This window comes from Salinimicrobium oceani (assembly GCF_012037645.1).
Map to the genome: position 1 here is coordinate 1 of NZ_JAAVJR010001217.1, position 343 is coordinate 343.

1 protein-coding gene is annotated in these 343 nt (G+C 29.4%); it reads right to left on the minus strand.

What is annotated here, in order from left to right:
* Nucleotides 1-309 (minus strand): hypothetical protein (locus HC175_RS21530; RefSeq protein ID WP_168139958.1); only part of this gene is annotated, 309 nt, incomplete at its 3' end.
* Nucleotides 310-343: the final 34 nt, after the last annotated feature.

The window sequence follows — 343 nt, forward strand, 5'->3', positions numbered from 1 at the left end:
TACAGTGAAAAGAAAATTAGAAAGGTCCGCATCTTCTTGAGAATTTACTTTATTTAAATCAGTCATTCCATATTCATCAATAGCCTGAGGTTTTCTATTGTCCGATAGATTGTAAGACAAAGTTTTCCAGGCACAACCTTCTTTGCACTCCATTACTATTTTATTATTGTCTGAGTTTTGAACAACTAATAAAAATTCAGTCAGTTGAATTTCTTTATTTTCTTGTGCAAACAAGTCGGAAGCTGAAAAGGTCATAATTAAGGCAAGTACAATTAATTGTAATAAGCTGTATTTTTTATAAGATTTCATAACATTTTGGTTTTTAAAGTTTTACCTAATCTAC